Genomic DNA, 26,616 nt, shown 5'->3' on the forward strand with positions numbered 1-26,616 from the left:
TCGGGATGTTGTACGCCGCCGGTCCCGGCGGACCTCGGCGTCACGCCTCGGCGGCGAGGTCCCCGGCGTCGACGATCCGGTAGGCGTACCCCTGCTCGGCGAGGAACCGCTGGCGGTTCTGCGCGAAGTCGGCGTCCACGGTGTCGCGCGAGACGATCGTGTAGAAGTGCGCGGTGCGGCCCTCGGTCTTGGGCCGCAGCAGCCGGCCGAGGCGCTGCGCCTCCTCCTGGCGCGAGCCGAACGACCCGCTGACCTGGATCGCCACCTCGGCCGACGGCAGGTCGATGGAGAAGTTGGCGACCTTGCTCACCACGAGCAGGTCGATCTCGCCGGTGCGGAAGGCCTGGAAGAGGCGCTGCCGCTCCTTGACCGTCGTCTCGCCCTTGATCACCGGTGCGTCGAGCATCTCGCTGATCTCGTCGAGCTGGTCGATGTACTGCCCGATGACCAGCGTCGGCTGACCGGCGTGCTGGCGCACGAGGTCGCGCACGACGTCGATCTTGGCGTGGGTGCAGGAGGCGAGGCGGTAGCGGGTGTCGGGGTCGCTCGTGGCGTACGCCAGGCGCTCACCATCGGGCAGGGTGACCCGCACCTCGACGCAGTCCGCCGGCGCGATCCAGCCCTGGGCCTCGATGTCCTTCCAGGGGGCGTCGTAGCGCTTGGGGCCGATGAGGGAGAAGACCTCGCCCTCGCGGCCGTCCTCGCGCACCAGCGTCGCGGTGAGGCCGAGGCGGCGGCGGGCCTGGAGGTCGGCGGTCATCCGGAAGATCGGCGCCGGCAGCAGGTGGACCTCGTCGTAGACGATGAGGCCCCAGTCGCGGGCGTCGAGGAGCTCGAGGTGCGGGTAGACGCCCTTCCGCTTCGTCGTCAGCACCTGGTAGGTCGCGATGGTGACCGGCCGGACCTCCTTGACGGCGCCGGAGTACTCGCCGATCTCGTCGGCGGTCAGCGACGTGCGGGCGACCAGCTCGTCCTTCCACTGCCGCGCGCTGACCGTGTTGGTGACGAGGATGAGGGTGGTCGCCTGCGCCTGCGCCATGGAGGCCGCACCGACGATGGTCTTGCCCGCCCCGCAGGGCAGCACGACCACGCCCGACCCGCCGTCCCAGAAGGACTCGGCGGCCTCGCGCTGGTAGGGACGCAGCGTCCAGCCGTCCTCGGCGAGGTCGATCGCGTGCGCCTCGCCGTCGACGTAGCCGGCGAAGTCCTCCGCCGGCCAGCCCAGCTTGAGCAGCGCCTGCTTGAGGTTGCCGCGCTCGCTCGGGTGCACCGCGACGCTGTCGTCGTCGAGGCGCGCGCCGACCATGCCGGCGATCTTCTTGGCGCGCAGCACCTCCTCGAGCACCGGCCGGTCGGTCGAGGAGAGCACGAGGCCGTGGACCGGGTGCTTCTCCAGGCGGAGCCGGCCGTAGCGGCCCATCGTCTCGGCGACGTCGACGAGCAGGGCGTGCGGGACGGCGTACCGGCTCCAGGTGAGCAGCGCGTCGACCACCTGCTCGGCGTCGTGGCCGGCGGCGCGGGCGTTCCAGAGGCCGAGCGGCGTGAGGCGGTAGGTGTGGATGTGCTCGGGCGAGCGCTCGAGCTCGGCGAACGGCGCGATCGCCTTCCGGGCCTCGGCGGCCGAGGGGTGGTCGACCTCGAGCAGGAGCGTCTTGTCCGACTGGACGATGAGGGGACCGTCATTCACCCGACGATCCTACGGACGCAGGCCAGCACGGCCGTGCCGGCGTGCGTGCGATCAGCTGGCGGACGCGGCCTTCTGGCGGGCGCGGAAGGCGGCCACGTTGGCTCGCGAGGAGCACCGGTCCGAGCAGTAGCGCCGCGACTGGTTGGGCGAGGTGTCCACGAAGACGTGGTCGCAGCGGGCCTCGGAGCAGATCCCGAGGCGGGTGGCGCCGAGGTCGCACACCAGGTTGGCCAGGCCCATCAGTGCCTCCCCGATGAGCAGCTCGGCGACCGACGCGGCGCGGTTGGCGACGTGCATGTGCAGGTCGTCGGGGTCGTGGTCGGAGATCATCGGCGTGACCGGGTGCCGCGCGAGCAGGTCGTTGAGCGTGCTCACGACGAGGCTCACGTCGTCGACGTCGGAGGCCTCGAACACCGCCCGCAGCTCGGAGCGGAAGACCTGCAGGGACTCCACGTCGCCCTCGACGACGGACCGGTGCAGCCACGACCGGTCCGCGAGGTGCGCGCGCAGCGCCTCCTCGTCGGGCAGCTCGGCGTTGACGAGCGCCGCCGAGCGCTCGGCGTACCGGATGAAGTCCATCCGTCCAGTCTACGGAGGGGCGGGGCGGCCCTACGCCCGGCGGACGCCCGTGATGCGGTGCACCGCGAACTCGCGCACGTCGTCGGCGCGGTGGTCGTACGCCGACAGCCGGCCGCCGTCGAGGCGGCGCGGGTCGACGACCCGCTCACCGGTCGCCCCGTGGTTGTCGACGTAGCCGATCACCACGGTGCTGCCGGCCTCGATGGCCTCGCGCAACGCCGCGAGCGCGCCCGACGGCGTGGTCGTCTCGGCGGTCGCGGGCCGCGACGACCGGGCCCGGTCGCCGGCGCGGATCGCGGTGGCCACCGCCTGCAGCTCAGCCGCCCGGCGTGCCTCGACGGCGCCGGCTGGCCGGCGACCGCGACGCGTGCGCGCGCGCCGGAGGTCGGGACGGCTGACGCGTACGGTGCCGTCGGCGGCCTCGACGACGGGTGCGGCGCCGAGCTCGCGCAGACGGGGGAGGAGCACGTCGAGGGGCGAGGTGGCGATCGCCACCGTCGGTGCGAGCAGGCGCAGGCCGAGGCTCCGGGCGCGCGGGTCGTGCACCAGCGCGGCGAGGGCGGCCTCGTCGTCGGAGCGCAGGAAGGCCTCGGCGTGGCCGACGCGGACGCTGCCGAACGTGCGGGACACGTCGTCGACCAGGAACTCCAGCGGCTGCGGCACGGGGGTCTGCGACACCGCTGCCAGGAAGTCGCGCACCTCGGCCGCCGACCAGCCCGCGTCGAGGCCGCGGCGCACCGACCCGGCCGTGAACCGGTAGACGGTCGCCCCGCCGCGGGACTCCACGTCGGCGAGAAGGTGCAGCCGTCGGGCCACCTCGGTCTCGAGGGGGCCGGGAGCGACGGCCGTCAGGTCGGCCTGCAGCAGCACGTGGTCCACCGGCCGGGGCAGGTGGGGGTCGATCGCCTCGGCGGCGGCCGTCAGGTCGTCCGTGGCGACGAGCCGGCCGCTCGGGGGGAGACCGCCGGCGCCGCTGACGCCGAGCACCGCCGCCTCGGACAGCGCGGCCGCGACCAGGTCGGCGAAGACCGTGGGCCGCCGCGGGCGCAGCCAGCGCACGCGCTGCACGAGCGAGGCGATGCCGGTGCCGGCGGCGAGGACCTCGCCGTCCGGCAGCTCGGCCAGGACGCGTAGGGCCAGCCGGCGCGCCTCCTCGGCCAGCCCGCTGGAGAGCTCGGGCGCGAGGGCGTTCCAGGCCTTGCCGGCGGGGTCGCGCGAGCCCACGAGCGACGGCACCCGGCTGCTGGCGAGCCACCCGCCGACCAGCCGGGCCCACCGCTCGGCGATCGGCCGGCCGGACCACACGTCGAACTCGTCGGTCGGCAGCCACGCGGGGGATCCGTCGGCGTCGGCGGCCTCGGCGATCAGCCCCGCCGCGAGCGCGACCTCGACCACCAGCGCCGCTCCCGGCTCGTCGACGTGCAGGTCGCGCGCGACGGCCTTGAGGTCGCGGACCGCCAGTCCGCCGCTGCGCAGCACGCTCGGGGGCTGCACGCCCCAGTGGTCGAGCAACAGCTCCACCCGGCGTACGACGTCGAAGGCGGCGCCCGCGGCGCTGCGGGCCACGAGGGCGGCGTCGCGCGCCGACGTGGCGAGCGCGGGCACGTCGTCGACCGGCTCGGTGGTCGTACGACCTCCGCGCAGCGCCAGGCCGACCTCGCCCGGCAGCACGACCGAGTCGCCGTCACGCGGCACCAGCAGGCGGCGGCTGAGCAGCTCCTCGGCGGGCGAGCGGGCCTCGGCCGGCGACACGGTGCGCCGCGCCGAACCGGTCGTCCCCTCCCCGCCGTGCTCGTCGACGTGGCGAAGCAGGGCGGCCGCAGCGGGGGAGAGCTCCGCGATCCGGGCCGCGACCTCGGCGGGAGGCGCCGGGTCGGGGCTGGAGGGCCGCAGCCCGCTCACCAGGCCGGGCATCCCGCGCATCGCGTCGGCCACGCCGGTCAGCGGGCGTACGCCTCCGGGCGCCTCCCACGCCAGCGCCAGGTCGAGCAGGTGCTGGAGCGCGGCCGCGGTGCGCGCCTCGTCGGCCCGCACGATCGAGATCAGCTGATCGGAGGTGGTTTGACCTGCCACCAGCAGGGCATCAAGCACCGAGAGCTCCAGATGGTCCAGGCCGTCGAGGGCGCGGTGGATCGACGAACGCGTGGCGGCCCGCGAGGCCAGCTGCGACGAATCCTGAGGGGCGGGTGTGGCGAGATCTGGACGGGCCCGGAGCAGCGCCACGAGCCGCTCGTCGGGCCAGCCGCGCAGCTGGTCGGCGAGGGTGCGTGCGGGTGTCGTCCGCCCTGAACTGGACATCCCTCTTACGCTACTCGCCGGGTCGAGACCGCGGCCCCACATCTCGACACGGGGCGAAGAGGGCTGGGCATGAAGGACGTCGATCTGCACCACGGGGCGTCGACCGACGTCGGACTGGTGCGCAAGGTCAACGAGGACTCCTACCTCGTCGCGCCCCCGGTCTTCGTGGTCGCCGACGGCATGGGCGGCCACTCCGGCGGCGACGTCGCCAGCCGGATGGTCGTCGAGGAGTTCCAGCGGCTCGCCGAGGCCTACGACCCGCGTCGCGGGGCCGAGCTGGTCTCGGACGCCCTCGCCCGCGCCCAGGCGCGGATCATCGACTACGGCGAGGCGCACCGCGCGCTCCAGCCGGGCTGGCACGCGGGCACGACCGCGGTGGCCGCCGTCCTCGTCGACGACGACGGCGTGACCAAGTGGCTGCTCGTCAACCTCGGCGACTCGCGGATCTACCGCATCGTCGACGGCCGGCTCGAGCAGGTCAGCGTCGACCACTCCGTCGTGCAGGAGCTCGTCGACTCCGGCCAGATCACGCCCGAGGAGGCCTCGGTCCACCCGGAGCGGCACGTGATCACGCGCGCGCTCGGCAGCCCCGGAGGCATCCAGCCCGACTTCTTCCTGCTGCCCCTCGGCTCGGTCGAGCGCCTGCTGCTGTGCAGCGACGGCGTCACCGGGATGATCGAGGACGAGGAGATCGAGGAGATCCTCGAGTCCGTCGCCGACCCCCGTGACGCCGCCGATCGGCTCGTCCGGGCGGCGGTCGCCGCCGGCGGTCGCGACAACGCGACGGCGATCGTCGTCGATGTGGTGGGATTGGTGAAGGACGCGACCTACGACTCGCAGCGCCAGCTGGAGAGTCTCGAATCGAAGCTGGGGGGACGACTGTGAGCACAGAGGCCAGGTTCGCCGCGGGGGACTGGTACGCCGTGGTGGGTGACCGGGCCACGGTCCTGCTCCCGGGCAGCCAGCGCGGCCGGGTCGCCACGCTCTGGGACCTCGCCGACTCCGGGGCGAGCGCCGACGCGCTCCTCGACGCGCTGCTCGCCGACGGACTGTCCTCACTGGACCACTTCGCCCTCGTCGCCCACGGCGACGACCGCACCCGGCTCCTCGTCCGCGGTGCCCCGACCGCAGCCGTCTCCTCCGCCGGTGGCGACGAGCTCGTCAGTGCCGACCCGGGCACCGCCTGGGCCGAGCGGCTGGTGGCCGGCGTCTCCAGCATCCGGGTCACCCTCACCGGCGACGCCGCCGCCGAGCACCTCCTCGCGCCCGGCCTGGCGCGCGTGTCGGTGGTCGAGTTCGGTACGCCGGCCCCCGCCGCGGAGCAGGCGACCGAGGACGTCGCCCCGGCCCTGGTGGCCGAGGCGGAGGCCGAGCCCGAGCCCGCCGTCACGCCCGAGCCCGAGCCGGAGCCGCAGCCCGAGCCGGAGCCCGAGCCGGTCGCCGCCGCGGACCCGGTCCCCGAGGCGCCGGCGGCCGCGCCGATGCAGTTCGGCGAGCCCGCGGACGACCCGACGCCCACCGGTGAGACGCCCGCGGTCGCCGACGACTGGTCCGACCGCGACGGCCAGACCCAGGTCGGCGCGCCGGCGCCCGACTTCGACCGCCCGCCGGTCCCCGGCCAGGAGATGGCACCCGAAGTGGTCTCGCAACCCGTGGCCGCCCTCGTCTTCTCGACCGGCGACGTCGTCGCCGTCGACCGGACCGTCCTCGTGGGTCGCGCACCGGAGGCGCGGCGCTTCGCCTCCCACGACCAGCCCCACGTCGTGACGGTGCCGAGCCCGCACCAGGAGATCTCCTCCACGCACCTCGAGATCCGGCCCGGAGCGGGGGCCGACCACGGCTCCGCGATCGCCACCGACCTCGGCTCGACCAACGGCACCGTGCTCGCCCTGCCCGGCCTCGACGTCGAGGAGCTCAAGCCGGGCATCGCGGTCAGCCTCGTCCCCGGCGCCGTGCTCGACCTGGGCGACGGCGTCACCATCCAGGTCACCAACCCCTGAACCGCACCGTCGTGACCCAGCACCCCCAGCCCCTGACCTACCCGATCGCCCAGCTCGAGCGGCGGTTCGTCGCGTTCGCGGTCGACCGCCTGCTCGCGTGGGGCCTGCTGGCGGCCGTCGGCGTCGGCACGGCACTGTTCGTCTCCGACGACGTCTGGACCGTGGTCGGGGCCGTGGCCGTGGCGATGGTCCTGGTCTGGCTGGTGCTCGCGATCGTGCTCGGGGTCAGCGGCACCTCGCCCGGCAAGGCGATGACCGGCCTGCGCGTGGTGCACCACGGCACGGGCACCCCGATCGGCGTGGGGCCGGCCCTGCTCCGCTCGTTCGTGCTCGGTGCCTCGGGCCTGCCCACCTTCGGCATCGGGGTCGCCACCCTGGCGTGGACGGCCGTCGAGGACAGGGGCCGGCAGCGCCGGGGGTGGCACGACCACCTGACCGACACCGTCGTGGTCGACGTACGCCCCGTGGCCGAGGTCGCCGACGACGGCGCCGACGACGGCCCGCGGCACATCGTCAACCTCACCGCGATGCGGCTGGTCCCGGCTCCGCCGGTCGAGGTGGTGAAGACGCCGGAACGCTCGGAGCACTCCGTACGCCGCCAGCCGCTGCCGGCCGAGCTCGTGCAGCCTCCCGCCGCCGTCCCCGCTCCGCCCCACGCCCCGCCTCACCAGGCCCCTCACCAGGCCCCTCACCACGCCCCGCGGCAGGCCCCGCAGCAGCCCCCGCAGCAGGCCGCACAGCAGTCGATGCAGCCCTGGCCGCAGCAGCCGTCCCCGGCAGCGCCCCCGCCGCAGTGGCAGCAGCCGCCCCAGCGCCAGCAGCCGGCGCCGACCCGCACCCCTGCGACATCCGCAGCGCGCTGGCGGGTGCACTTCGACAACGGCGAGAGCTTCGTCATCGCCGGCCTCGCGCTCGTCGGCCGTCGGCCCGAGGCCCGGTCGGGGGAGAGCGTCGCCCACCTGATCCCGCTCGCCTCCGCCGACATGTCGGTCTCCAAGACCCACGCCCAGTTCGGCCCGGCGTCCGACGGGACCATCGTCGTGATGGACCGCGGCTCGACCAACGGCACCGTCCTGGTCCGCCAGGGCGTCTCGCGCCAGCTCGCGCCGGGCAAGCCCGCGGCCCTCGTCGACGGCGACAAGGTCGTCTACGGCGACCGCGAGATGACCATCTCCCGCGAGCACTGAGCTGTCGGGGCGCCGCGGTCGCTGCGCACGGGGCAGGATGTGCGGCGTGCCGACCTTCCTGGACCTGCTCTACGACGAGGCGCCGCTGGCCGCCTTCGACGAGCACCTCGCGCGCGCCGAGGCGGGGCTCAGCGAGGCCGAGGCCGCGGTGCTGCGCTCGGAGTACGACGTCGCGCTGCGCCTGCGCGACCTCATGGGACGGATGCGTTCCCGGGAGGCCGAGCTCTCCGCGCTCTACGAGACCGCCTCCGACCTCACCGCCATCCGTGACGTCGACACGATCCTCGCCGCCATCGTGCGGCGTGCCCGACAGCTGCTGCACTGCGACATGACCTACCTCTCCCTCAACGACGAGGAGGACGGCGCGTCCTACATGAAGGTCACCGACGGCGCGCTCACCCGGGAGTTCCAGAACCTCCGCCTGCCGTTGGGGACCGGCCTGCTCGGACTGGTCGCGCAGACCGGCGCCGCCTACTTCACCGAGGACTACTCCACCGACCAGCGGTTCGTGCACCAGGGCTACATCGACGAGGCCGTCGCCGGCGAGCAGATCCGGGCGATCCTCGGCGTGCCGCTGGTCCTCGACGGGGTGGTGATCGGCGCCCTGCTCGCGGTCCACCGGTCCGTACGCCGCTTCCCCCAGTCGGAGGTGAGCCTGCTGACCTCGTTCGCGGCCCACGCGGTCGTGGCGCTCGAGAACGCCCGGCTCTTCGCCGAGCTCGACGAGGCGAACCGCTCGCTCACCCGCCACACCGAGGCCGTGGACGCCGCCGCGCTGGCCCACGACCGGCTCACCGACGTGCTCATCGGCGGTGGCGGTGTCGCCGAGGTCGCAGGGGTGCTCTCCGGCGTGCTCGACGGCGACGCCTCGGTCTGGACCCCGTCGGGCGAGCTGCTGGCGGGGGAGGACCCCGGCCTGGACTGGCAGGAGGAGGTGTCCCGCGCCGTCGCCTCGGGACGGTCGGTGGCCGTCCCCTCGGGGATGGTCGCTGCCGCGCTCGCCGGCACCGAGCACGTCGCGACCCTCGTCCTGCGGCGGGAGGAGCCGCTGGACCTCGCGGGCCGGCGGACCCTCGAGCGCGGTGCCCTCGTCACCGCGCTGGTGCTGCTCTTCGCCCGCTCCGTCACCGACGCCGAGGAGCGGCTCGGCGGCCAGCTGCTCGCCGACCTGCTCGAGGCCGACGCCGGCTCCCGCGAGCGGCTGCGCGACCGCGTGCGCCGCCACGGCGCCAGCCTCGACGGCCCCCTGGTCGTCGCGACCGCGACGGTGGACGGCGTCGACCGCCACCGCGCCAGCCGCGCGGTCGTCGCCCTGGCCCGGCGCACCTCCGGTCTGGCCGGCGAGCACCGCGGCGCGATCGTGCTCGTCGTGCCCGGCGACGAGCCGCTGCGGGTGGGCGCGGACCTCCGGTCGGCCGTCGCCGACCTGGGCGGGGTCGGCACGGTCGGCGTCGCCGCGACGAGCGACGCGCTGCGCGGTGACCGGCTCGTCGAGGCCCACCACGAGGCCCGGCGCTGCCTCGACACGCTCGTACGCCTCGGGCGCCGGGGGGACGTGAGCGACCCCGCCGGGCTCGGGGTGGCCCGGCTGCTCCTCGGCGACAACGACCCCGAGCACGTCGCGGCCTTCGTGGAGACGATGGTGGGGCCCGTGCGGGCCTGGGACGAGCGCCGCGGGACCGGGCTCGTGGCGACGCTCGAGGCGTGGTTCGCCACCGGCGGCCACCTCAGGGAGACCGCGGGCGTCCTGCACGTGCACCCCAACACCGTGACGCAGCGCCTGGAGCGGATCGGGGAGCTCCTCGGCAGTGGCTGGCGGGAGCCGGAGCGGGCGCTCGACCTGCAGCTCGCCCTGCGCCTGGCGCGGCTGCAGGGTGACTGACCACGCCTGAGGGTGTGGATCGCCCACACTGCTGAGCCGGAAGTGTGGCCGCGCGACCTATGTGCCGTGCGTCACGGCGCTCCCTACGGTGTCGGGCATGAGCACCGTCACAGACCCCGCCCGGGGCGTCCTGGCCGGTCGGCGCGCCCTGGTCACCGGGGCCGCCAGCGGCATCGGCGCCGCCGTCGCCGCCCGGCTCGCCGAGGCGGGTGCGGAGGTCCACCTGCTCGACCGCGACGAGGAAGGCGTGGCCAAGGTGGCCGCGCAGGTCCACGGTGTCCCGCACGTCGTCGACCTCACCGACGAGGCCGCGATCGGGCGGCTCGACCTCGACGTCGACGTCCTCGTCAACAACGCCGGGATCCAGCACGTCGCGCCGATCGAGGACTTCGAGCCCGTGCGCTTCCGCACGATCCACGCGCTGATGCTGCACGCCCCGTTCCTGCTGGCCCGCCGTGTCCTGCCCGGCATGTACGCGCGGGGGTGGGGTCGGATCGTCCACGTCTCCAGCGTCCACGGCCACCGCGCGTCGGCGTACAAGTCGGCCTACGTCAGCGCCAAGCACGGCCTCGAGGGGCTCTCCAAGGTGATCGCGCTCGAGGGGGCCGACAAGGGCGTCACCAGCAACACCGTCTGCCCCGGCTACGTCCGCACCCCCCTCGTCGAGGGCCAGCTGGCCGACCAGGCCCGCTCCCACGGCATCGCCGAGGACGAGGTCCTCGACACCGTCCTGCTCGCCCGCACCCCGCTCAAGCGGCTGGTCGAGCCCGAGGAGGTCGCCGAGGCGGTCGCCTTCCTCTGCGGCCCGGCCGCCACCTCCATCACCGGCACCTCCCTCTCCCTCGACGGCGGCTGGACCGCCGCCTGAGGCACCCGGCACCGTCACCAGCACCCCCACGAAAGGCACGTCATGACCACCGACACCTCCACCGCGACCGGTCGCGAACCGACGGGCGCCGAGCCCGAGCGCACCAGCATCGTCAAGGTCGTCTTCGCCTCCCTGGTCGGCACCGCCGTCGAGTGGTACGACTTCTTCCTCTACGGCTCGGCGGCCGCGCTCGTGTTCGGCACGCTGTTCTTCCCCGAGAGCGAGCCGGCCACCGCGACCCTGCTGGCCTTCGGCACCTACGCGCTCGGCTTCGTCGCGCGCCCCCTCGGCGGCATCGTCTTCGGCCACTACGGCGACAAGGTCGGCCGCAAGAAGATGCTGGTCTTCTCGCTGTTCCTCATGGGCCTGGCGACCTTCGCGATCGGCCTGCTGCCGACGTACGCCTCGATCGGCGTCGCGGCCCCGTTGCTCCTGCTGACCTGCCGCCTGCTCCAGGGGTTCGCGGTCGGCGGCGAGTGGGGTGGCGCGGTCCTGATGGCGGCCGAGCACGGTGACGACTCGAAGCGCGGCTTCTGGTCGTCGTGGCCCCAGGCCGGCGTGGCCCTGGGCAACCTGTTCGCCACCGGCGTCCTGTGGGTGCTGGCGGCCGTCCAGTCCGACGCGGCCTTCGAGTCGTGGGGCTGGCGCATCCCGTTCCTGCTGAGCGCCGTGCTCGTCGGCGTGGGCCTGTGGGTCCGCCTCTCCATCGAGGAGTCGCCCGTCTTCGCCGAGGCGAAGGCCGAGCTCGAGACCAAGCAGACCGCCCACCTGCCGCTCGTCGAGGTCTTCCGCAAGTACCCCAAGGAGGTCTTCGTGGCCATGGGGATGCGCATGGCCGAGAACATCTCCTACTACCTCTTCACGATCATCTCGATCTCGTTCCTCACGATCTACGCCGGCACCGCCGCCGACAAGTCGCTCATCCTCAAGGCCCTGCTGATCGGCTCGGTCGTGCACTTCGTGACCATCCCGCTCATCGGTGCGCTCAGCGACCGCGTCGGCCGGCGCCCGCTCTACCTCGCCGGTGCCGTCGGGGTCGCCGCCTGGTCGTGGGTGTTCTTCGACCTCATCGCCTCGCGGTCGGAGGGCAAGATCATCCTCGCGATCGTGGTCGGCCTGGTCCTGCACGCCCTGATGTACTCCCCGCAGGCGGCGTTCTTCTCCGAGCTGTTCGGCACCTCGGTGCGCTACACGGGCGCCTCGGTGGGCTACCAGCTCGCCTCGATCTTCGCCGGCGCCCTCGCCCCGATCATCGCGATCGAGCTGCTCGGCGACGCCAGCGCCGGGGTGAGCAACGTCCCCAAGGTCGCGATCTACATGACCGTCGCCTCGGTGATCACCGTCGTGGCCGTGCTCTTCGCCCACGAGACGAAGGCCAGCTCCCTGCGCCACGACCGCGTGCTCGACTGACGCAGCACCGGTCCGTACGGGCCGTCGTCCCTCCCCGGCGGCGGCCCGTCGTGCGTGGCGAAGGGGGCAGCGGCGTCAGCGGGTCAGCGCGACCGGCACCCGGGTGACGCCGCCGCGCGCGCCGAGCCAGACGAGCACGCCGTCGTCGAGGACGCCCGGGCTGGTGGGGCCGGAGACCGTGACGGTGAAGTCGGTCGACTCGCCCGGCGCGAGGCGTACGGCGAGCGGCTGCACGCGGACCCGGTGCGAGGTGAAGCCGCGGGCGGTGACGGAGAAGTACTCGGGGCGGGTGCCCACGTTGGTCACGGTGCGCACGGCCCGCGACTGCCGCGCCGACAGCAGCAGCGCGCTGGTGTTGAGGCGGTCGAGGGAGCGGGTGCGCAGCGCTCGCCGCCACGCGCGGGGGGAGACGTCGAACGCCAGGTGCGCGGTCGGAGCGCGTCCGGGGAGGGCGCCGGAGCCCTGCTCGAGGACGGACGAGCCGGGGATCGGTCGGGCCGACGTCGCGATCAGCGAGCGCACCCTGGCCGCCGACCAGTCGTCGTGGCGACCGAGGAGCAGCGCGGCGAGGCCACTGGCGTGGGCGGTGGCGGCCGAGCTCCCGCTGAACACGCCCCAGCTCCGCCCGGTCGACTCCGGCAGCGCGCCGAGGACCGCGTCGCCGTCGGCCACCGCGTCGGGCTTGAGGGACGCCCCGCGCGGGTCGCCCGCGGCGCTCCACGGAGCCGTACGCCGGGTGCCGGGGTCGCCGAGCACCCGCGACATCCGCAGCGGCACGTCGGGGTGGCGGGCCACCCAGCGGCTGAAGGTCCGGCCGTCCGCGGCGGACAGGTGGATGGTGGGCACGGAGTGGAAGTCGGCGCTGACGGCACCCGGGCCGCGGTTGACGAGCACCATGGCCCGTCCGCCTGCCCGGGAGACCGACTCGGACTTGTCGATGCGAGCGATGCCGCCGCGGCGGCAGACCACGATCCGGTCGGCGACGGCTCGCGCGTCGAGGGCGTCGGACCGGCACTGACCGGCCGCGCGGCGCGAGACCCCGGGAGCGGCGGCGTCCTGGGCCAGGACGGCCGTGCCGCGCACGTCGTTCGGCCGTCCGCCGCCGGTCCACGACCGGCCGCCGGGCAGCGTGACGCGCCCGCGCGACATCCGGCCCACTGCGGCACCGACGGTCGTGACCCACGGACCGGCGTGCGAGGCGTACGACGAGGCGCCGGAGTTGCCCGCCGCGCCCACCACGACGACGTCGGCCTCCGCCGCGCCGAGCAGGGCGACCTGGAGGGTGTCCAGGCCCTCGCCGCCGGCCAGCGCGAGGGTCAGCACGTCGACCCCGTCGGCGACGGCGGCGTCCACCGCGGACACCACGTCGGCGGTCGAGCAGCCGTCGTCGGTCGGGTCGGGCGCTCCCCAGCACGCCTTGTAGGCGGCGATGCGCGCCTGCGGCGCGACGCCACCGAACCTGCCGGCCGGGCGGCCCTCGACCCGGACGCTGACCGCGGCGTTGCCGGCCGCGACCGAGGCGACCTGGGTGCCGTGCCCGAGCACGTCGAGCGGGGAGAGCGATTCCGAGGAACGGATCCGGTCGGCGCCGAAGCCCTCGACGTACCACCGCGCCCCGACGAGCTTCCGGGTGCAGTCCTCGGCGGCCCACCCGTCGCCCTCGGCGCACGCTCCGGCGAAGTCCTCCGGGTCGGCGCCGAGACCGGGGACGTCGGCGAACGCCGGGGACTGCGGTGCGATGCCCGAGTCGACGACGCCGATGACCACGCCCGCCCCTCCGCGCAACCGTGGGCTGGCGGCGGCGCCGCGCACGGCGGCCAGGGACGTCCGCCCGGCCAGCGGGCGTACGGTGTCGGTCTCGATCGAGGCGACCCACGGCTGGTCGTCGAGGGCGGCGAGCTGGGCGTCGCTGAGGCGGGCGGCGAATCCGTTGAGCGCGGTGGTCCACCGGTAGACGGGCTGCTCGGCGCCGACGGCGGCGAGCACGGCGTCCTGGCGCGCGAGGAGCTCCTCGGCGTCGGCGCGGCCCGCGGCGGTGCCGGCCCCGGCCAGGGTGACGAGGGTCAGCGGCGGGGGAGCACCCGTCGTCGGGGAGTCGTCGGCGGTGGCGACGCCGGCCAGGGGCAGGCCGAGGGCGAGCGCGAGCAGGCCGCACCCGAGGGCCATGCCCGCTCGTCGTGCACGCACGTCGTCCTCCCGCTGTCGGTCGTCTGGTCGCCGCGCCCCCGCGCGGTGGGACCTCACAGTCTCCCATGGTCCCACCAGTCACGTGGAGGATCCCGGGTGGGTGCCCGGCCCGGAGCGCGCAACCCGTTGGTCGGGGGGCCGGCCGGCCGCCTATCCTGTGCCGGGCCGCGATCCGCGCGGCGTCGGGCGCAGAGTCGCGCGCAGAGCTGAGTGGGGTGGACCGTGCCGAGTGGCAAGGTGAAGTGGTACGACGCGGAGAAGGGCTTCGGCTTCCTGTCGCAGGAGGACGGCCCGGACGTCTACGTCCACTCCGATGCGCTCCCCGAGGGGACCGCCACCCTCAAGGCCGGCACCAAGGTCGAGTTCGGCATCGCCCAGGGGCGCCGCGGCGACCAGGCGCTGCAGGTGCGCGTCATCGACGCGCCGGCCTCGGTGACCCGCAACCAGCGCAACGCCCAGCGCAAGCAGCCCGAGGCGATGGTCACCATCGTCGAGGACCTGATCAAGATGCTCGAGGGTGTCGAGGAGACCTACCGTCGCGGCCGGCACCCCGAGCGCGCGGCCGCACGCGGCACCGCCAAGGTGCTGCGTGCGCTCGCCGACGAGCTGGAGACCTGAGACCCGTCCCGGGGTCGTACGCCGTCAGGTGCGGGCGGGTGCCGTCGAGCCGGGACGACTGACCAGCACGAAGGCCGCCCACGCACCGAGCACGCCGGCGGCGATGCCGAGTCCGAGCTGCGGCATGAGCGGCATCGCGATGCCGGCGAAGCCGCCGATCACCCACGCCAGCTGCAGCGTGGTGTCGGAGCGGGCGAAGGCGCTCGCCTGGATCCGGCTGGGGACGTCGCGCTGGATGGTCGAGTCGAGCGACAGCTTGGCCAGCGACTGCGCCAGGCCGGCCGTGAGCCCGAGCAGCACCAACGTCACCAGCCCGTAGAACAGCGCCGCGAGCGCCGCGACCGCGACGTCGGCGAGGAGGGCGAGCACCACCGTGACCGCGGGGTTGAGGCGCTTGAGCACCGAACCGATCGCGATGCCGAGGGTGTTGCCGAGCCCCGCCGCCCCGATCACCAGGCCGAGCAGCACCTCTGGTCGCCAGTCCCCGATGGGGTTGTCGCGCAGCAGGAACGCCATGAACATCGTGAGGAACCCCGACAGCCAGCGGGGCCCGCAGTTGGCCCGGAGCGCGAACGCGACCGCGCCCGGGATCCGGGTGCGCGGCCGGCGGGTGGTGCCCGCCTGGTCGGTCGAGCCGGTCAGCACCAGCTCGCCCTCGCCCTGGCTGGCGTCGACCTTCTCCGGGAGCCGGATCGCCCAGATCGTGGCCAGCACGAACACGACGAAGCCGTAGCGCAGCGACCACTCCGGCCCGAACGTCGAGGCCAGGATCGCCAGGGGTGCCGACACACCGGCGCCCACCACGCCGGCCAGCGAGACACGCGCGTTGGCCTTGACCAGGGTCAGGTCGGGCGGCAGCAGCCGCGGCACGGCCGCGGCCCGCGTCACGCCGTAGGCCTTGGAGGCCACCAGGCAGCCGAGGGCGGCCGGGAAGAGCCAGCCGGACTCCGTCACCACGGCGGTGGCGAGGACCCAGCACAGGAAGCAGCGGATCGCCATGGTCGCGCCCACCGCCCAGCGCCGCCCGTGGCTGAAGCGGTCGAGGAACGGCCCGATCAGCGGCGCCACGATCGCGAACGGGAGCATCGTGAGCCCGAGGAACAGCGCGACCTGGCCGCGCGCCTCGCCGGTCGGGACCTGGAAGAAGAGCGTGCCGGCGAGCGAGATCGCGACGGCGGCGTCACCGGCGGCGTTGAAGGCGTGGAGCTCGATCAGGCGTGAGAGCCCGGAGTCGCCGGCGCCCTCGGCGCGCGCCGCCCGCCTGGCCTGGGAGACGGCGTAGTGACCGGCGCTGCCGGCGCCGCGGCCGGCGACACGCGCCCCGCGCCCGGCGGCCCGGACCCCGCGAGCGGCACCGGACAGGGAGCGGCGTACGGCTCCGTTGCGCGGCGGCTGCGGAGCGCCTCCCGACCGCCCGCCGGCCGTGTCGCGCGGGGGCCCGTGCTCCTGTCCCGCGGCGGTGTCGGGGCGCTCGGAGGTCACGGGCACCATCTTGACCTACGTGCCCGACAGCGGCGTACGCCGTCCCGGCAGGCGTCCCGACGGGACAGGACCACCGACCATTTGCCATGATGCGCAGGTGATTGCTCTCCCCACCCGTGCCGGCAAGCCGGACGCGACCCTCGCCAAGGCCGTGGACCTCGCCCGCACCGTCGCCCTCGAGGTCGCCGATCCCGGCGACGTCGGCGACCACCTGGGGGTGCGCGCCGAGGGCGAGCGCGTCGTCACCCACCACTTCGCGTGCCTCCGCGCGGGCTACCCCGGCTGGTACTGGTCGGTGACGATGACCCGCGCCAAGCGCGGCAAGGACCTGACCGTCAACGAGGTCGTCCTGCTCCCGGGCGACGAGGCGATCGTGGCCCCCGCGTGGGTGCCCTACAAGGAGCGGCTCCAGCCCGGCGACCTCTCGCCGGGCGACCTGCTCCCCGTCGAGGACGAGGACGTCCGGCTGGTCCCGACCTACCTCGTCGGCGACGACCCGCTCGACGCCGACGACCGGGCGCAGGTGCGCCGCGTGGCCGAGGACCTCGGCCTGGGCCGCGTACGGACCCTGAGCCGCGAGGGCATCGACATGGCCGCCGAGCGCTGGCACGCCGGCCCCGGCGGCCCTGACGCACCGCTGGCCAAGAGCGCCCCCGACCACTGCTGGTCCTGCGGGTTCCTGGTCCGTCTCAACGGCTCGCTGGCCGACCGGTTCGGCGTCTGTGCCAACGGCAACGCCAACGACGACGGCAGGGTGGTCACCCTCGACCACGGGTGTGGCGCCCACTCCGAGGTCAAGCTCGCCCGCAAGCAGCAGCCGCTGCCGCTGCCGGACCACGTGTTCGACACGCTGACCGACGACGAGGTCGAGACGCTTTAACCCTCGGCCGTGCCGATCGGGTTCGGGTGCCCGACGGTCGTGCTGACGTGCGGGGCGTCGTCCCGCGACAGCACCCAGACGCCGTAGCCGTCGTCGGGCGGGTGCAGCTCGTAGGAGCCCGCCCGCAGGCGGACCCGCAAGCCGCTCGCCTCGACGTCCGCGACGAACTCGTCCGCGGGATAGCGGCGCGCCGTCGGCGGCCCGCCGTGCAGGTGGAAGCCGACCAGCACCCGGCCACCAGGCGCCAGGAGGTCCCGGACGCGTCGGAGCACCTCGCGCTCGGTCCGCTCGGCCAGGAAGACCATGACGTTGCCGACGAGGACGGCCAGGTCGAACGACGTGGGCCTTCCGTGGTGGGCCAGCGCATCGGCGGCCAGCGTCCGGGCGTCGAGCGGGAGCACCTCGAGGTCGGGATACGTACGCCGCGACTGCTCGGCCAGCACCGGGTCGGGCTCGACCGCGACGACGTCGTGCCCGCGCGCGGACAGGGCCGCCGCGACGCGCCCCATCCCAGACCCGACGTCGAGGACCCGGCCGCGGCGCGGGAGGAGGGTGTCGGCCAGCCGGGCCTCGCCGTCGACGTCCTCACCCGATGCCACGAGCTCGCCGAACTTCCTGCCGTAGCCCTCGTTGGCCGGTCCGCCGAGCTCCCAGCGGGTCGGGGGCAGGCTCACCGGTCGGCCTGCAGGGCCGCGCGCTCCTTGCGCCGCCGGCGGCAGTACTCCAACCCGCACAGGCCGAGCCCGAAGCCGGCCAGGCAGGTCCACAGCCACCACGTTCGACCGCTCTCCTGGAGCGCGCCCCAGAACGGCAGCAGTCCGAGGAAGCCCAGCAGCCAGAGCGCGGTGCCGACCTCGGTGGTGCGTACGCCGTCGACGTCGAGCGGCTCGACCTGCGCGACGATGTAGGTGCGCCGGCCGATCTCGTGCTGCGTCGGCTGCTCGTCACCCAGGTCCACGCCCGTCACGCTACACGCGCGCGCGGAGGCGAAACACGGACGTAGCACGGTTCTGCCAGACTGCGGTCCCGTGAGCGACCAGACGCAGACTGCACCCCAGCCGCCCAGGGCCACCGGCCTCGACGGGTTCTTCGAGATCAGCAGACGAGGCTCGACCGTCGGCCGCGAGGTGCGCGGCGGCGTCGTGACCTTCCTGACGATGGCCTACATCATCGTGCTGAACCCCCTCATCCTCGGCTTCGTGCCCGACTCCACCGGCGCCTTCCTCGGCGGCGGGGCCGAGCCGGGCAGCGGCATCCCGGCGATCGCGGCCGGCACGGCGCTGTTGGCCGGAGTGCTCACCATCGCCATGGGCGGCTTCGCCAACTTCCCGCTGGCGCTCGCGACGGGGCTCGGGCTCAACGCGTTCGTCGCCAACTCGATCGCGCGCCAGTCCACGTGGGAGGCCGCGATGGGCCTCGTGGTGCTCGAGGGCATCGTGATCCTCCTGCTGGTCCTCACGGGCTTCCGCAAGGCGGTCTTCCACGCCGTGCCGCAGCAGCTCAAGGTGGCGATCTCGGTCGGCATCGGGTTGTTCATCGCGCTGATCGGCTTCGTCGACGCCCGCGTCGTGACGCGCATCCCGGACGCCTTCCAGACCACCGTCCCGGTCCAGCTGGGATCCGACGGCCACCTCGGCGGCTGGCCGGTGCTCGTGTTCTGCCTGGGCCTGGCCCTGGTGATCGCGCTGTGGGTACGCCGGGTGCGGGGCGCGATCCTGATCTCGATCGTCGTCACCACGGTCGTCGCGGTCGTGGTCGAGGCCGTCGGCGACCTCGGCGCCGCGTCGGCGGAGAACCCGAAGGGCTGGTCGCTCAGCGTCCCGACCCTGAGCGGCGACGTCGTCGGTCTGCCGTCGTTCGACACCCTCGGCGACGTCGACCTGTTCGGCGCCTTCGGCAGCGCCGGCACCGGCGTGCTCGCCGCGCTGCTGCTGGTCTTCTCCCTCCTGCTCGCCGACTTCTTCGACACGATGGGCACGATGACGGCCATCGGCGCCGAGGCCGGCCTCAACGACGAGGAGGGCACCCCGCCCAACGCGCAGCGGATCCTCGTCGTCGACTCCGTCGCCGCCATGGCGGGCGGCGCGGCCGGAGTCTCGTCGAACACGTCCTACATCGAGAGCGCCTCCGGCGTCGGCGAGGGCGCCCGTACGGGTCTCGCGTCGATCGTCACCGGCGTGCTGTTCCTGCTGGCGACCTTCTTCACCCCGCTGGTCTCGGCCATCCCGTCGGAGGCGGCCGTCCCGGCCCTCGTGCTCGTCGGGTTCCTGATGATGCAGCAGGTCGCCGACATCGACTGGCGCGACCTCGAGGTGGCCATCCCCGCCTTCCTCACGATCGTGCTCATGCCCTTCACCTACTCGATCTCGGTGGGCATCGGCGCCGGCTTCGTGGCCTACGTGCTCATCAAGATCGTCGTCGGCAAGGTGCGCGACGTGCACCCGCTGATGTGGGTCGTCGCCGCGCTGTTCGTCGTCTACTTCGCCTACACGCCGATCAGCGGCTGGCTCTCCTGACCGCTGCCCCGCTGGGGCGACCGCCCGGCGACGCGCCACGTGCCGGCTGCCGGCGCGCGCGGCGTACGACCGACTTGTCGGGGAACTCCGACTCCTGGAGGCCGTTGCAACCCCCTCCAGGAGTCGGACTCCCCGCTCGAGCGGGGACTCCACGCCGACCCTGACCCCCGGCGGAATAGTTAGCACGGGTAATGACTTATGCTAACGACATGCCGAACGCCGACCTCCGCACCGACACCGGGCTCGCCTCCGAGCTCCGGGCCGGCGTCATGCGGCTGCGCCGCCGCCTGATCTCCGAGCGCCACCCCGACAACGACCTGAGCATCAGCCAGATGGTCGTCCTCGGCCTGCTCGTGCGCACGGGCGAGCAGACCGTCGGCGACCTGGCCCGCGCCGAGCGGGTGCAGCCGCCGTCGATGACCCGCACGGTCAACTGCCTGGAGGCGGACGGCTACGTCGTACGCCGCCCGCACGAGACCGACGGCCGCCAGGTCGTGGTCTCGCTCACCGACGCCGGTCGCGCCGCGGTCCTCGCCGACCGCCAGCGGCGCGACGCGTGGCTCGCCCGGCAGCTCGGCAGCCTCACGCCCGCCGAGCGCGCCACGCTGCGCGACGCGGCCCCGATCCTGGCCCGCCTCGCGCAGGCCGACTGACGACCCACCCGACTGAACCACCCGCCTGACCACCCGACTGACCGCCTGACGACCGAGGAGTCACCACGAGTCCCACGTTCCGCTCCCTCGCGAACCCCAACTACCGCCGCTACGCCGCCGGCGGCGTCGTGTCCAACACCGGTACCTGGATGCAGCGCGTCGCCCAGGACTGGCTGGTGCTCCAGCTGGCCGTCGGTTCCGGCGCGACCGCGCTCGGCATCACGACCGGTCTGCAGTTCCTCCCCTTCCTGCTGCTCACACCCTTCGCGGGCCTCGTCGCCGACCGGATGCCCAAGCAGCGCCTGCTCCAGCTGACCAACATCGGCATGGCGGTGCCGGCCGCCGTGCTCGGCCTCCTCGCCGTGACCGGCGTGGCCGAGGTGTGGCACGTCTACGTCCTCGCCTTCCTCCTCGGCTCGGCCTCCGCCTTCGACGCCCCCGCGCGCCAGTCGTTCGTCTCCGAGCTCGTCGAGCCCGGCGACCTCACCAACGCCGTGGGCCTCAACTCCGCCAGCTTCAACGCCGCGCGCCTCGTCGGGCCCGGCCTCGCCGGCGTGCTGATCGCCGCCTTCGGCGGGGGAGCGGTGGCCACCGGGTGGGTGATCCTGCTCAACGCCGTCTCGTACGCCGCCCCGATCTGGTCGCTGCGCCACCTCGACGCCAGCCGGATCGACGCCGCGGCACCCGCCGACCGCGGGCCGGGAGCGATCCGCGAGGGCGTCGCCTACGTCCGCGCCCGCCCCGACCTGCTGCTGGTGCTGAGCCTGGTCTTCTTCGCGGGCACCTTCGGCCTCAACTTCCAGATCACCTCGGCACTGATGGCCACCGAGGTCTTCGGCAAGGGACCGGAGGAGTTCGGGCTGCTCGGCACCTTCCTCGCGGTGGGCTCGCTCACCGGTGCGCTGCTCGCGGCCCGGCGCCCGCTGGTGCGACAGCGCCTCGTGGTCGGCGCCGCCCTGGCCTTCGGCGCCACCGTCGTGCTGGCCGGGCTGATGCCGTCCTACCTCACCTTCGCGCTGCTGGCGCCGGTCACCGGGCTCACCGCACTGACCTTCATCACCAGCGCCAACACCTACATGCAGCTGCACACCGACGCCGGCGTGCGCGGCCGGGTGATGGCGCTCTACCTGATGATCTTCATGGGCGGCACGCCCATCGGCGCGCCCATCATCGGGTGGATCGGCGAGACGTACGGCGCCCGCTGGACGCTGCTCGGGGGCGGGATGCTCACCATCGCCGGGGTGGGGCTCTCGGCGCTGGTCCACCTCCGGCTCCAGCGGGCCCGTTCGGCGAGAGCCGCTACGCTGGGGAAGACGCCCGCGGAGCAGGCTCCGGCGGCATTTTGACCCTGCCGTAGCGCCCGAGTAGCCTCAATCCTTGTGTCTGGCACGTCCAGACCCATGCGCATGCTCGGACCGTGCTGGTCCGAGAGGTCGGCCCGTCGAGGCGCCGCCCGCCCGCAGTCGCACAGGCACACCGCAACAACGCACGACACCCGAGTCCGGCACCGCGTCGGACCGTGATGAGCAGACAGAGAGAGGGAACCACCCGGTGCCCACCATCAACCAGCTGGTCCGCAAGGGCCGCCAGGACAAGGTGTCCAAGAACAAGACGCCTGCCCTGAAGGGATCCCCGCAGCGCCGTGGCGTCTGCACCCGCGTCTACACGACCACCCCGAAGAAGCCGAACTCCGCCCTCCGCAAGGTCGCCCGCGTGCGCCTGAGCAGTGGCGTCGAGGTCACCGCCTACATCCCGGGTGTCGGTCACAACCTGCAGGAGCACTCGATCGTGCTCGTCCGCGGCGGCCGTGTGAAGGACCTCCCCGGTGTCCGCTACAAGATCATCCGCGGCTCGCTCGACACCCAGGGTGTCAAGAACCGCAAGCAGGCCCGCAGCCGCTACGGCGCGAAGAAGGAGAAGTAATGCCTCGCAAGGGTCCCGCTCCCAAGCGCCCCCTCGTCGTCGACCCGGTCTACGGCTCGCAGCTGGTCACCCAGCTCGTCAGCAAGGTCCTCCAGGACGGCAAGAAGGCCGTGGCGCAGCGCATCGTCTACACCGCCCTCGAGGGCTGCCGCGAGAAGACCGGCACCGACCCCGTCGTCACGCTCAAGCGGGCGATGGACAACGTCAAGCCGGCCATCGAGGTCAAGTCCCGCCGCGTCGGCGGCGCGACCTACCAGGTCCCCGTCGAGGTCAAGGCCAACCGCTCCACCACGCTGGCCCTGCGCTGGCTCGTGGGCTACGCCCAGGACCGCCGTGAGAAGACCATGGCCGAGCGCCTGATGAACGAGATCCTCGACGCGAGCAACGGCCTCGGTGCCGCTGTGAAGAAGCGCGAGGACACCCACAAGATGGCCGAGTCCAACAAGGCCTTCGCCCACTACCGCTGGTGACGCCGGGAGGTCGTACGCCCCGCGACCCGCGGCGTGCGACCTCTCGCCCCAACCCCAACCGACTTCCGAGGGACTGAGACACAACAGTGGCTGTCGACATCACCACCGACCTCAAGCAGGTCCGCAACATCGGCATCATGGCGCACATCGACGCCGGCAAGACCACCACCACCGAGCGCATCCTCTTCTACACCGGCATCACCTACAAGATCGGTGAGGTCCACGAGGGCGCGGCCACGATGGACTGGATGGAGCAGGAGCAGGAGCGCGGCATCACCATCACGTCGGCCGCGACGACCTGCTGGTGGAAGAAGCACCAGATCAACATCATCGACACGCCCGGCCACGTGGACTTCACCGTCGAGGTGGAGCGCTCGCTGCGCGTCCTCGACGGCGCCGTGGCCGTCTTCGACGGTGTCGCCGGCGTGGAGCCGCAGTCCCAGACCGTGTGGCGCCAGGCCAACAAGTACGCCGTCCCGCGGATGTGCTTCATCAACAAGCTCGACCGCACCGGCGCCGACTTCTACAAGTGCGTCGACTCCATCGTCGAGCGCCTGCACGCCACCCCGCTGGTCCTGCAGCTCCCGATCGGTGCCGAGTCCGACTTCATCGGCGTCGTCGACCTGGTCGAGATGCACGCCAAGGTCTGGCGCGGCGAGACCGAGATGGGCGAGGACTACGCGGTCGAGGAGATCCCGGCCGACCTGGTCGAGAAGGCCGCCGAGTACCGCGAGAAGCTCGTGGAGACCGTGGCCGAGGCGGACGACGAGATCATGGAGACCTACCTCGAGGACGGCGACGTCTTCGACGTCCCCACCCTCAAGGCCGCCATCCGTCGCGCCACGCTGGCCGACAAGCTCAACCCGATCCTCACCGGCACCGCGTTCAAGAACAAGGGCGTCCAGCCCCTGCTCGACGCGGTCGTCGACTACCTCCCCTCGCCCCTCGACGTGGACGCGATCGTGGGCCACAAGCCCAACGACGAGGACACCGAGATCCTGCGCAAGCCCAACGACGACGAGCCGTTCTCCGGCCTGGCGTTCAAGATCGCCTCCGACCCGCACCTCGGCAAGCTGATCTACGTCCGCGTCTACTCCGGCAAGCTGGAGGCCGGCTCGACCGTGGTCAACTCGGTCAACGGCCGCAAGGAGCGGATCGGCAAGGTCTACCAGATGCACGCTAACAAGCGTGAGGAGATCGCGTCGGTCGGCGCCGGCCAGATCGTGGCCGTCATGGGCCTCAAGGACACCAAGACCGGCCACACCCTGTCCGACCCGCAGAACCAGGTCGTCCTCGAGTCGATGACGTTCCCGGCCCCGGTGATCGAGGTCGCGATCGAGCCCAAGACCAAGGGCGACCAGGAGAAGCTCGGCACCGCGATCCAGCGGCTCACCGAGGAGGACCCCACCTTCACCGTCAAGACGGACGAGGAGACCGGCCAGACCATCATCGCCGGCATGGGCGAGCTCCACCTCGAGGTCTTCGTCGACCGGATGAAGCGCGAGTTCAAGGTCGAGGCCACCGTCGGCAAGCCGCAGGTCGCCTACCGCGAGACCATCCGCCGCAAGGTGGCGAACCACTCCTACACCCACAAGAAGCAGACCGGTGGGTCCGGCCAGTTCGCCAAGGTGGTCATCTCCATCGAGCCGAACATCGACCCCGAGACCGGCACCGGTGCGGGCTACGAGTTCGTCAACGCCGTGTCCGGTGGTCGCGTGCCGAAGGAGTACATCCCCTCGGTCGACCAGGGCGCGCAGGAGGCCCTGCAGTTCGGTGTCAAGGCCGGCTTCCCGATGGTCGACGTCAAGGTCACCCTCGAGGACGGCGCCTACCACGACGTCGACTCCTCCGAGCTCGCGTTCAAGATCGCCGGCATCCAGGCGTTCAAGGAGGCGGCGCAGAAGGCCCAGGCCGTGCTGCTCGAGCCGATGTTCGCCGTCGAGGTGACCACCCCGGAGAGCTTCCTCGGCACGGTCATCGGCGACATCAACTCCCGCCGCGGCCAGATCCAGGCCCAGGAGGAGCGTCACGGCGACCTGGTCGTCAGTGCCCTCGTGCCGCTCTCAGAGATGTTCGGGTACGTTGGCGACCTGAGGTCGAAGACCTCTGGTCAGGCGTCGTACTCGATGGAGTTCGACTCGTACGCCGAGGTTCCGACGAACATCGCCGACGAGATCGTGAAGAAGGTCCGCGGCGAGTAACCGCGTCCGGATCCTCGGCACCAGCACCACCCCACACCCACGAGTCCCAAACTCTCACACGCAGAGAACAACAATCAGGAGGAGCCCCAGTGGCTAAGGCGAAGTTCGAGCGGACCAAGCCGCACGTCAACATCGGCACCATCGGTCACATCGACCACGGCAAGACGACGCTGACCGCGGCGATCACCAAGGTGCTGCACGACAAGTACCCGAATCTGAACGAGGCCTCGGCCTTCGACCAGATCGACAAGGCTCCCGAGGAGCGTCAGCGCGGCATCACGATCTCGATCGCGCACGTCGAGTACCAGACCGAGTCGCGCCACTACGCGCACGTCGACTGCCCCGGTCACGCCGACTACATCAAGAACATGATCACCGGCGCGGCGCAGATGGACGGCGCGATCCTCGTGGTCGCGGCCACCGACGGCCCGATGCCGCAGACCCGTGAGCACGTGCTGCTCGCCCGCCAGGTCGGCGTGCCCGCCCTGGTCGTCGCGCTCAACAAGTGCGACATGGTCGACGACGAGGAGCTCATCGAGCTCGTCGAGATGGAGGTGCGCGAGCTCCTCTCCGAGTACGAGTTCCCGGGCGACGACATCCCCGTGGTCCGCGTTGCCGCCTTCCCGGCGCTGCAGGGCGACGCCAAGTGGGGCGACTCGGTGGCCGAGCTCATGCAGGCCGTGGACGACTACATCCCGACCCCCGAGCGTGACACCGACAAGCCCTTCCTCATGCCCGTCGAGGACGTCTTCACGATCACCGGTCGTGGCACCGTCATCACCGGTCGCATCGAGCGCGGCATCGTCAAGGTCAACGAGGAGGTCGAGATCATCGGCATCCGCGAGGGCTCGCAGAAGAGCACCGTCACCGGTGTCGAGATGTTCCGCAAGCTCCTCGACGAGGGCCAGGCGGGCGAGAACGTCGGTCTGCTCCTCCGTGGCACCAAGCGCGAGGACGTCGAGCGCGGCATGGTCGTGATCAAGCCGGGCACGACCACCCCGCACACCAACTTCGAGGCCTCGGTCTACATCCTCTCGAAGGACGAGGGCGGCCGTCACACGCCGTTCTTCAACAACTACCGTCCGCAGTTCTACTTCCGGACCACGGACGTGACCGGTGTCGTGACCCTTCCCGAGGGCACCGAGATGGTCATGCCGGGTGACAACACCGAGATGTCGGTCGAGCTCATCCAGCCGATCGCCATGGACGAGGGCCTGCGCTTCGCCATCCGCGAGGGTGGCCGCACGGTCGGTGCCGGCCGCGTCACCAAGATCACCAAGTGATCACGGCCGGTCGCTGACCGGCACCCCGTAGCACCCGAGACCCCGTCTCCCGCAAGGGAGGCGGGGTCTCGTGCATGTCCGCCCGGGGACATCTAGGGTGTCGCCGGTGACGGGGGACGACGCAACGCGCCAGCAGGGGATCGAGACGCTCGTCGCGCAGCGTCTCGAGTGGTACGCGAGCCCCGGCGGACAGGACCACGTGCCCAACCCGCGCCGACCACTCGCCGTCGACGGTGCAGTCCCGCGCCGGACCGGGGCGGCCGTGGGATGGGTCGGGCACGGAGCGGCGCTGCTCTACCTCGCCTTCCTGTCCGAGGCCGGCGACGACGGCCTGTCCGGCCTCGCCGCGCTCGCCTTCGTGCTCGGCCTGCTCGCCGCTGCGCTGCTCGTCTGGCGGGCCAGGCGCCGCAGCGGCCAGGTCGCCCTGTGGACCGAGCAGCCCGTCCTCGCTGCCGAGCTCGACGACCGACCGTGGACGGACCGCGGCTGACA

Annotated in this window: 22 protein-coding genes and 1 pseudogene; 16 read left to right on the forward strand and 7 right to left on the reverse strand. The window is 73.0% G+C overall.

Annotation, left to right across the window (positions count from 1 at the left end; genetic code table 11):
* Positions 1-40: 40 nt before the first annotated feature.
* From IEZ24_RS02780 to IEZ24_RS02790, 3 genes are read right to left on the reverse strand one after another with little or no spacing between them, the layout of a single operon-like run.
* A complete protein-coding gene (locus IEZ24_RS02780; RefSeq protein ID WP_129453339.1) occupies positions 41-1,687 on the reverse strand; it encodes a DNA repair helicase XPB in 1,647 nt (548 codons plus the stop codon).
* A 51-nt stretch (positions 1,688-1,738) separates the two neighbouring features.
* The gene (locus IEZ24_RS02785) at positions 1,739-2,266 is read right to left on the reverse strand and encodes a CGNR zinc finger domain-containing protein (RefSeq protein WP_129453340.1); all 528 of its coding nucleotides are present in this window, start codon (positions 2,264-2,266) and stop codon (positions 1,739-1,741) included.
* Positions 2,267-2,296: 30 nt separating this feature from the next.
* Complete coding sequence (locus tag IEZ24_RS02790) at positions 2,297-4,564, reverse strand: helicase C-terminal domain-containing protein (protein ID WP_129453341.1); 2,268 nt, start codon at positions 4,562-4,564, stop codon at positions 2,297-2,299.
* A 69-nt stretch (positions 4,565-4,633) separates the two neighbouring features.
* On the opposite strand from IEZ24_RS02790, the gene IEZ24_RS02795 reads away from it, so the two are divergent.
* The 6 genes from IEZ24_RS02795 to IEZ24_RS02820 all read left to right on the forward strand — a co-directional run bounded on the left by IEZ24_RS02795 (position 4,634) and on the right by IEZ24_RS02820 (position 11,911).
* Complete coding sequence (locus tag IEZ24_RS02795; protein ID WP_129453342.1) at positions 4,634-5,449, forward strand: PP2C family protein-serine/threonine phosphatase; 816 nt, start codon at positions 4,634-4,636, stop codon at positions 5,447-5,449.
* Positions 5,446-6,564 (forward strand): FHA domain-containing protein, encoded by a 1,119-nt coding sequence (locus tag IEZ24_RS02800; RefSeq protein ID WP_129453343.1) that lies wholly within the window; start codon positions 5,446-5,448, stop codon positions 6,562-6,564. The genes IEZ24_RS02795 and IEZ24_RS02800 overlap by 4 nt, the downstream gene beginning before the upstream one ends.
* A gap of 11 nt (positions 6,565-6,575) precedes the next feature.
* Entirely contained in the window at positions 6,576-7,751 is a 1,176-nt protein-coding gene (locus IEZ24_RS02805; RefSeq protein WP_129453344.1) for an RDD family protein, read from the forward strand.
* A gap of 46 nt (positions 7,752-7,797) precedes the next feature.
* Positions 7,798-9,633, forward strand: a complete 1,836-nt coding sequence (locus IEZ24_RS02810) for a helix-turn-helix domain-containing protein (protein WP_242498361.1) — start codon at positions 7,798-7,800, stop codon at positions 9,631-9,633.
* A gap of 97 nt (positions 9,634-9,730) precedes the next feature.
* Positions 9,731-10,501: a 3-hydroxybutyrate dehydrogenase gene (locus tag IEZ24_RS02815; protein ID WP_129453346.1), complete on the forward strand. Its 771-nt coding sequence runs from the start codon at positions 9,731-9,733 to the stop codon at positions 10,499-10,501.
* A 42-nt stretch (positions 10,502-10,543) separates the two neighbouring features.
* Positions 10,544-11,911 (forward strand): MFS transporter, encoded by a 1,368-nt coding sequence (locus IEZ24_RS02820; RefSeq protein ID WP_129453347.1) that lies wholly within the window; start codon positions 10,544-10,546, stop codon positions 11,909-11,911.
* A 75-nt stretch (positions 11,912-11,986) separates the two neighbouring features.
* Here IEZ24_RS02820 and IEZ24_RS02825 read toward each other — a convergent pair whose 3' ends face one another.
* The gene (locus tag IEZ24_RS02825; protein WP_129453348.1) at positions 11,987-14,098 is read right to left on the reverse strand and encodes a S8 family serine peptidase; all 2,112 of its coding nucleotides are present in this window, start codon (positions 14,096-14,098) and stop codon (positions 11,987-11,989) included.
* Between the two features lie 222 nt (positions 14,099-14,320).
* Between IEZ24_RS02825 and IEZ24_RS02830 the strand changes: the two genes are divergently transcribed.
* Positions 14,321-14,716 (forward strand): cold-shock protein, encoded by a 396-nt coding sequence (locus IEZ24_RS02830; RefSeq protein ID WP_129453349.1) that lies wholly within the window; start codon positions 14,321-14,323, stop codon positions 14,714-14,716.
* Between the two features lie 24 nt (positions 14,717-14,740).
* Here the strand turns inward: IEZ24_RS02830 and IEZ24_RS02835 are convergent, their stop codons facing one another.
* Entirely contained in the window at positions 14,741-16,198 is a 1,458-nt protein-coding gene (locus IEZ24_RS02835; RefSeq protein WP_242498362.1) for an MFS transporter, read from the reverse strand.
* 97 nt (positions 16,199-16,295) lie between these two features.
* On the opposite strand from IEZ24_RS02835, the gene IEZ24_RS02840 reads away from it, so the two are divergent.
* Entirely contained in the window at positions 16,296-17,078 is a 783-nt protein-coding gene (locus IEZ24_RS02840) for a DUF3027 domain-containing protein (protein ID WP_242498363.1), read from the forward strand.
* Here the strand turns inward: IEZ24_RS02840 and IEZ24_RS02845 are convergent.
* Together IEZ24_RS02845 and IEZ24_RS02850 are read right to left on the reverse strand one after the other, a co-directional pair.
* The gene (locus tag IEZ24_RS02845; RefSeq protein WP_129453351.1) at positions 17,075-17,752 is read right to left on the reverse strand and encodes a class I SAM-dependent methyltransferase; all 678 of its coding nucleotides are present in this window, start codon (positions 17,750-17,752) and stop codon (positions 17,075-17,077) included. The genes IEZ24_RS02840 and IEZ24_RS02845 overlap by 4 nt on opposite strands.
* Positions 17,749-18,036: a DUF2530 domain-containing protein gene (locus IEZ24_RS02850; protein ID WP_242498364.1), complete on the reverse strand. Its 288-nt coding sequence runs from the start codon at positions 18,034-18,036 to the stop codon at positions 17,749-17,751. Before IEZ24_RS02850 ends, IEZ24_RS02845 begins: the two co-directional genes overlap by 4 nt.
* Before the next feature lie 70 nt (positions 18,037-18,106).
* Between IEZ24_RS02850 and IEZ24_RS02855 the strand changes: the two genes are divergently transcribed.
* From IEZ24_RS02855 to IEZ24_RS02890, 8 genes and pseudogenes are all read left to right on the forward strand, one after another.
* Positions 18,107-19,594 carry an NCS2 family permease gene (locus IEZ24_RS02855; protein WP_129453352.1) on the forward strand — a complete coding sequence of 496 codons (1,488 nt, stop codon included), beginning with the start codon at positions 18,107-18,109 and terminating at the stop codon, positions 19,592-19,594.
* Between the two features lie 209 nt (positions 19,595-19,803).
* Complete coding sequence (locus IEZ24_RS02860; protein WP_165355956.1) at positions 19,804-20,247, forward strand: MarR family winged helix-turn-helix transcriptional regulator; 444 nt, start codon at positions 19,804-19,806, stop codon at positions 20,245-20,247.
* 89 nt (positions 20,248-20,336) lie between these two features.
* Positions 20,337-21,593 (forward strand): annotated as a pseudogene (locus tag IEZ24_RS02865) (MFS transporter); the annotation flags it as partial.
* A 205-nt stretch (positions 21,594-21,798) separates the two neighbouring features.
* Positions 21,799-22,170, forward strand: coding sequence for a 30S ribosomal protein S12 (rpsL, locus tag IEZ24_RS02870; RefSeq protein WP_056906817.1), 372 nt, complete (start codon positions 21,799-21,801; stop codon positions 22,168-22,170).
* Positions 22,170-22,640 carry a 30S ribosomal protein S7 gene (gene rpsG, locus IEZ24_RS02875; protein WP_129453354.1) on the forward strand — a complete coding sequence of 157 codons (471 nt, stop codon included), beginning with the start codon at positions 22,170-22,172 and terminating at the stop codon, positions 22,638-22,640. The genes rpsL and rpsG overlap by 1 nt, the downstream gene beginning before the upstream one ends.
* Before the next feature lie 86 nt (positions 22,641-22,726).
* Positions 22,727-24,841, forward strand: coding sequence for an elongation factor G (fusA, locus tag IEZ24_RS02880; RefSeq protein WP_129453355.1), 2,115 nt, complete (start codon positions 22,727-22,729; stop codon positions 24,839-24,841).
* 89 nt (positions 24,842-24,930) lie between these two features.
* Positions 24,931-26,124: an elongation factor Tu gene (gene tuf, locus IEZ24_RS02885; RefSeq protein ID WP_129453356.1), complete on the forward strand. Its 1,194-nt coding sequence runs from the start codon at positions 24,931-24,933 to the stop codon at positions 26,122-26,124.
* A gap of 106 nt (positions 26,125-26,230) precedes the next feature.
* Positions 26,231-26,614 carry a hypothetical protein gene (locus IEZ24_RS02890; protein WP_129453357.1) on the forward strand — a complete coding sequence of 128 codons (384 nt, stop codon included), beginning with the start codon at positions 26,231-26,233 and terminating at the stop codon, positions 26,612-26,614.
* Positions 26,615-26,616: the final 2 nt, after the last annotated feature.

The organism is Nocardioides ganghwensis (genome assembly GCF_014779655.1).
GTDB classification, from domain to species: domain Bacteria; phylum Actinomycetota; class Actinomycetes; order Propionibacteriales; family Nocardioidaceae; genus Nocardioides; species Nocardioides ganghwensis.

What these genes read in the sequence shown, in the direction of transcription:
- rpsG (WP_129453354.1), top strand. Translation starts at nt 22,170, where the DNA reads ATGCCTCGCAAGGGTCCCGCTCCCAAGCGCCCCCTCGTCGTCGACCCG.
- IEZ24_RS02820 (WP_129453347.1), top strand. Translation starts at nt 10,544, where the DNA reads ATGACCACCGACACCTCCACCGCGACCGGTCGCGAACCGACGGGCGCC.
- IEZ24_RS02815 (WP_129453346.1), top strand. Translation starts at nt 9,731, where the DNA reads ATGAGCACCGTCACAGACCCCGCCCGGGGCGTCCTGGCCGGTCGGCGC.
- IEZ24_RS02785 (WP_129453340.1), bottom strand. Translation starts at nt 2,266, where the DNA reads ATGGACTTCATCCGGTACGCCGAGCGCTCGGCGGCGCTCGTCAACGCC.
- IEZ24_RS02795 (WP_129453342.1), top strand. Translation starts at nt 4,634, where the DNA reads ATGAAGGACGTCGATCTGCACCACGGGGCGTCGACCGACGTCGGACTG.
- IEZ24_RS02790 (WP_129453341.1), bottom strand. Translation starts at nt 4,564, where the DNA reads ATGTCCAGTTCAGGGCGGACGACACCCGCACGCACCCTCGCCGACCAG.
- IEZ24_RS02860 (WP_165355956.1), top strand. Translation starts at nt 19,804, where the DNA reads ATGCCGAACGCCGACCTCCGCACCGACACCGGGCTCGCCTCCGAGCTC.